Source organism: Pseudomonas sp. NPDC087614, from assembly GCF_044743485.1.
GTDB classification, from domain to species: Bacteria; Pseudomonadota; Gammaproteobacteria; order Pseudomonadales; family Pseudomonadaceae; genus Aquipseudomonas; species Aquipseudomonas baetica_A.
Genome location: NZ_JBIUWN010000138.1, coordinates 4,687 through 6,051, shown reverse-complemented (window position 1 = coordinate 6,051; position 1,365 = coordinate 4,687). Strand labels below are relative to the sequence as shown.

At 59.0% G+C, this 1,365-nt stretch carries 1 protein-coding gene; it reads right to left on the bottom strand.

Going from position 1 to position 1,365, the window contains the following annotated elements; genetic code table 11:
• Positions 1 to 1,365 (bottom strand): polyribonucleotide nucleotidyltransferase (pnp, locus tag ACIOWA_RS27135; RefSeq protein ID WP_401162840.1); only part of this gene is annotated, 1,365 nt, incomplete at both ends.

The window sequence follows — 1,365 nt, the reverse complement described above, 5'->3', positions numbered from 1 at the left end:
GGCGTTACCGCACTGCAGATCGACATCAAGATCAAGGGCATCACCGAAGAGATCATGGAAATCGCTTCCAGGGCTTGGCCCAGAGCGATTTCCATGATCTCTTCGGTGATGCCCTTGATCTTGATGTCCATCTGCAGTGCGGTAACGCCTTTGGCAGTACCGGCTACTTTGAAGTCCATGTCGCCCAAGTGGTCTTCGTCGCCCAGGATGTCGGTCAGGACTGCGAATTTCTCGCCTTCCTTAACCAGACCCATGGCGATACCGGCAACCGGTGCCTTCATCGGCACACCAGCGTCCATCAGGGCCAGGGAAGCGCCGCAAACGGAAGCCATCGAGCTCGAACCGTTGGATTCAGTGATTTCCGAAACCACGCGAATGGTGTACGGGAACACGTCAGCGGCAGGCAGCATGGCCGAAATCGAACGACGGGCCAGACGGCCGTGACCGATTTCACGACGACCAGCGCCACCCATGCGACCACACTCGCCCACCGAGAACGGAGGGAAGTTGTAGTGCAGCATGAACGGGTCTTTTTTCTCGCCTTCCAGAGTATCCAGCAGCTGTGCGTCACGGGCGGTGCCCAGCGTCGCGACGACCAGAGCCTGGGTTTCGCCACGGGTGAACAGAGCCGAACCGTGGGTCTTCGGCAGAACGCCGACTTCGATGTTCAGCGGACGTACGGTGCGGGTGTCACGGCCGTCGATACGTGGCTTGCCGTTTACGATGTTTTCGCGAACGGTGCGGTATTCGATTTCACCGAAAGCCGCTTTGACTTCGCTGGCAGAAGGCTGGCCTTCTTCGCCGGACAGCTTGGCAACAACCTGGTCTTTCAACTCGCCCAGACGTGCGTAGCGGTCAGCCTTGATGGTGATGGTGTAAGCCTGGGAGATCGCTTCGCCGAATTCGGCACGGATCGCGCCCAGCAACTCGGTGGCTTCTAGAGCAGGCGCCCAGGTCCAGGTTGGCTTGGCAGCTTCGGCAGCCAGCTCTTTAACGGCGTTGATCACAACCTGGAACTCGTCTTGAGCAAACAGTACCGCGCCCAGCATCTGGTCTTCGGTCAGCTCTTTGGCTTCCGACTCAACCATCAGCACAGCGTCCGAAGTACCGGCAACGACCATGTCCAGGCTCGAAGCAGCTTGTTGCTCGTAAGTCGGGTTCAGCAGGTAGCCGGTGCTTTCGTGGAAAGCTACACGAGCGGCGCCGATCGGGCCGTCAAACGGGATACCCGAAATGGCCAGGGCAGCCGAGGTACCGATCATCGCAGCGATGTCCGGATCGGTCTTCTTGCTGGTGGAAACGACGGTGCAGACAACCTGCACTTCGTTCATGAAACCTTCTGGGAACAGCGGACGGATCGGACGG